Here is a 3566-nt window from a genome sequence, read left to right as displayed (position 1 = left end):
CACAACAAACAATGCGAGGGCCAGCTCGTGAGAGCCGGCCCTCGCAGAGGGACCCTATCTTTCGTGACGCAAAAGTTCTTTTGTTTTGGTGCGATCAACAACAGAAGGAATATTGGTTAATTATTCCCCTTTGTCGCCACATCGGATGGGTTATTTACCCGAGCCTGCAAACGGTCTCTTGTTTACAGACCTCTTACATCACTCCTGGCCATGGTGCTGCCAGGGGTGTTATAAGCTTTTACTTAAACGTTAGTAACTTCAGTCGGAGTCTGAGTGACAGTAAGAGCAACAATATAAGCGGAGAAATCGCCGCCCAGGTTGTCCACCTTCACCATGGCAATGTTGCCAGTGTAGGCATAGCGATAGGTCTTGCCAGTGGTTGCAACTGTACCGGTAGCAGGCATACGCTTAGCTACAATCAGATCCTCTGCAGCATCTGCAACATACTCAGCAACGCCTTCCTCAGTCAGATTGCCAGGAACAACCACCAGGTCAGCAACAGTAGTAGCAGAAGAAGCAGTGCTGAAATACTTATAAGCACCAGTAGTAAAAGGATCGTAATAGATGTTATCAGTACCCAGCATCAGGCTGTTCGTACGGCCAATTCCCATCAGATGACGGAAATCCTCTGCGTCGGTAGTAGAAACGAAACCGGCCTTGGTAACGTCGACCAGAGTAGAGCTAGCCACCTTGTCGGCCACCTTGTTCAAAGTCGATGCCAGAGTAGCATCCGAGCTGAAAGTCAGAACATTCTTGGTCGCAGGGCTCATCTCCTCATTGACAGCTGCTGCAAAAGAATTGTCAACCGGGGTGATAACAGGGGGATTCGTCTCCTCCTGAGTAGCGCAGCCAGCCAGCATGCTGACGGCCAGAACACCGGCCAGTGCCAGAGAAACAATCTTCTTGAGTTTCATAATGAATTTTTCCTCCTTAAATGGTGTAAAAGATAGAGACCCAAAACAGGTTCAAAGGAAGGTCCTTTCCTTTGTGTGCCTATAATACCATACCCCCCCCGGTGTCAAGACCCGATTTCAAATTTTCCCATTTTTGCTTAATTTTATATAGTTGGGAAAGACTCATCTTGGATACAAGCCGTTTTGGGAGGAAAAAGGCGGAGGAATTTTCGCCTGGCGCTGCGGCCCAACCCTTTCGGAGCAAAACAAAAAAGCGATGGATTTTCATCCATCGCTCTTTGGCGCCTCTTGCCTGACTCGAACAGGCGACACCCTGATTAACAGTCAGGTGCTCTAACCGACTGAGCTAAAGAGGCATATATATAAAACGGCACACGGCCGTTTTATATGTTGGTGACCCGTACCGGAATCGAACCGATGTTAAAGGCGTGAGAGGCCTCTGTCTTAACCGCTTGACCAACGGGCCATATTCTGTTGTCGGCGTGTCGTTCTTGACTCCCGACTCGGTTATTATAGCGCAAAAGCTGTCAGATGTCAATAGGTAAAATGCAATTTTTCGTCTTTTATTTTTTGGTTTGTCCGGGCCGGCCTTTGTCTTGCGGGGGCGGGCCCTTTCACGTATAATAGGAAAAGATTCTCATGCCATTTTACATCGAACAACGAAGGATTTTGCCATGAACGAAGGAAATCTTGTCGCCATCACAGCCCAACAGGTGCTGATGATGTTCCTGCTGATTCTGACGGGCTATCTCGCGGTGCGCGGCAGGCTGTTGAATGCCGAAGCGCGCCAGGGCTTTTCCAGCCTGCTGGTGAACCTGGTGGTCCCGGCCATGATCATCAACTCGTATCTCATCGAGTTTGACCCCGAGATCCTGTCCAATCTGGTCCGCACCGCCTTTGCCAGCGCGGCGGTACTGGTGATCGGCCTCTGCATTGCCCTGCTGTCCACCCGCAAAAAGACCGGTCCCGACCAGCCCATTCTCCGCTTTGCCATGACCTTCTCCAATGCGGGATACATGGGTTTTCCCCTCATCAACGCCCTGTTTGGGGCCGAGGGGATGCTTTATGCCAGCATCTTCAACACCTTTTTCAATCTGCTCATCTGGACTGCCGGCATTGCCCTGGTGGACCGCAGCAGCGACGCCGCCAAGCGCAACCTTGTGGTGGAACTCATCAAAAAGCCCGCCCTTCTGGCGGTGGCGGTGGGTCTGGTGCTCTATCTGGGTCAAATCCCGGTCCCCTATCTGATCGCCCAGCCCATCAGTCTCCTGGCCGGCATGAACACGCCGCTTTCCATGCTGATCACCGGCATCATCATCGCCACCAGTGACCTGTGGCCGGTCATCCGCAGCTTTCAGCTTTGGCACGCCATTCTAATCCGGATGCTGATTATTCCCGCGGCATCCTTCCTTTTCTGCCTTCTCACCGGCACCGGCGGCATGGTGGGGGCGGTGGTGATCCTGCTGGAAGCCTGTCCCTGTGCGGCCCTCACCTCGGTTCTCGCCATCCAGTACCGCTACAGCGAGCAGCTGGCCGCCGGACTGGTGGTCTTGTCCACTTTGTTGTCCATTGTGACCCTGCCCCTGTGCGCCATGTTCGTTCAGATGATGGGATGAGGATCAACTCACTTTTGCACCATGCCGGCCTTCGGGCCGGCTTTTTTCGTGTCAGTCTCTCCGCACCACCGCATACAGCATCTGGGAAAAGTCCGGCGGACAGGACGTCAGCCCCGTTTCCACCGCCGCAAGCCGGTTCCGGGTCAATTCCTTCTGAAAGGCATCCATGCCCACCATCCGGCAGGACGTCCCCGCAATCCGCACGGTTTTCCCCGTTCCCTGATGGACCCGTTCCTGGGGCTCAAAAGCCGTCCCAATATCGCTTTGGACCTCCGTCTCACCATCACCCATAGTATAGATCAAAGCCAATCCCTGGGGCTTTAAATGGCTCTGGATGAACCGATAGAAAGCCTGCCGGTCCTCCTCCAACACCAGCATATGGAGCACGGCCACGGCATAGATGAAATCAAAGGTTTCCTCCATGGTCCCCGCAATGAAGTCCAGCACCTGAAAATGTTCTGCAAAATCCGGGGCTTTTTGCTGGCAGAATGCAACCGCTTCAGGTGAAACATCGGTGGCCAGCACATCCAGACCCCGGCGCAGAAGATCCAGGGCATCCCGGCCCTCTCCGCAGCCGATTTCCAGAATTCTGGCCCCTTCCGGGAGAGGATACCGGCCGAGAACCTCTCCCACAATCGGAGAAGGCGTATCACTGGCCCATTGCAGGTGCTGCTGATGAATCTGCTTGTAGCGCAGGTCGTATGCCTCGTAATATTTGGCCGTCATCGTTGCCTCCCTGTATATTTTGCAAAAGAATAAACAAAAAACATCCATTCAAGCCAAAGCCTAAATGGATGTTTTGTTGGTGCACCTCCAGGGACTCGAACCCTGGGCCCACTGATTAAGAGTCAGTTGCTCTACCAACTGAGCTAGAGGTGCATGACCATCAGAATACGGTTTCAATATTCTGATGGATGAGAGAAGCCGGCATCTACCTATTTTCACAGGCCGTGTCCAGCCAACTATCTTCGGCACAAGTGAGCTTAACTTCTGTGTTCGGAATGGGAACAGGTGGGACCTCACCGTCATCGACACC

At 52.9% G+C, this 3566-nt stretch carries 3 protein-coding genes, 3 tRNA genes and 1 rRNA gene; 1 reads left to right on the top strand and 6 read right to left on the bottom strand.

Translation table 11 applies throughout. From position 1 onward, the window contains the following. Positions 1–242: 242 nt before the first annotated feature. The 3 genes from B5E67_RS15170 to B5E67_RS15160 form a co-directional block, all read right to left on the bottom strand. On the bottom strand, positions 243–914 hold the full coding sequence (locus B5E67_RS15170; protein ID WP_087385911.1) for a hypothetical protein: 672 nt from the start codon (positions 912–914) through the stop codon (positions 243–245). A 279-nt stretch (positions 915–1193) separates the two neighbouring features. Continuing rightward, positions 1194–1270 (bottom strand) — tRNA-Asn (locus tag B5E67_RS15165). Between the two features lie 35 nt (positions 1271–1305). Continuing rightward, positions 1306–1380, bottom strand: a tRNA-Glu gene (locus tag B5E67_RS15160). A 208-nt stretch (positions 1381–1588) separates the two neighbouring features. Here B5E67_RS15160 and B5E67_RS15155 point away from each other — a divergent pair. Next, positions 1589–2530, top strand: a complete 942-nt coding sequence (locus B5E67_RS15155; protein WP_087385910.1) for an AEC family transporter — start codon at positions 1589–1591, stop codon at positions 2528–2530. Between the two features lie 51 nt (positions 2531–2581). On the opposite strand, the gene B5E67_RS15150 is transcribed toward B5E67_RS15155, so the two are convergent. From B5E67_RS15150 to rrf, 3 genes are all read right to left on the bottom strand, one after another. Continuing rightward, positions 2582–3256, bottom strand: coding sequence for a class I SAM-dependent methyltransferase (locus B5E67_RS15150; RefSeq protein ID WP_087385909.1), 675 nt, complete (start codon positions 3254–3256; stop codon positions 2582–2584). A gap of 77 nt (positions 3257–3333) precedes the next feature. Further along, positions 3334–3409 (bottom strand) — tRNA-Lys (locus B5E67_RS15145). A gap of 43 nt (positions 3410–3452) precedes the next feature. After that, positions 3453–3566, bottom strand: a 5S ribosomal RNA gene (rrf, locus tag B5E67_RS15140); the annotation flags it as partial.

The sequence above is a fragment of the Faecalibacterium sp. An122 genome (assembly GCF_002160895.1).
Classification (GTDB): Bacteria; Bacillota; Clostridia; order Oscillospirales; family Ruminococcaceae; genus Faecalibacterium.
This window is presented reverse-complemented; position numbering and strand designations above follow the sequence as displayed.

Bases quoted from the DNA above. Each gene is read 5' to 3' on its own strand.
- B5E67_RS15170 (WP_087385911.1), bottom strand. From the start codon at position 914: ATGAAACTCAAGAAGATTGTTTCTCTGGCACTGGCCGGTGTTCTGGCC.
- B5E67_RS15155 (WP_087385910.1), top strand. From the start codon at position 1,589: ATGAACGAAGGAAATCTTGTCGCCATCACAGCCCAACAGGTGCTGATG.
- B5E67_RS15150 (WP_087385909.1), bottom strand. From the start codon at position 3,256: ATGACGGCCAAATATTACGAGGCATACGACCTGCGCTACAAGCAGATT.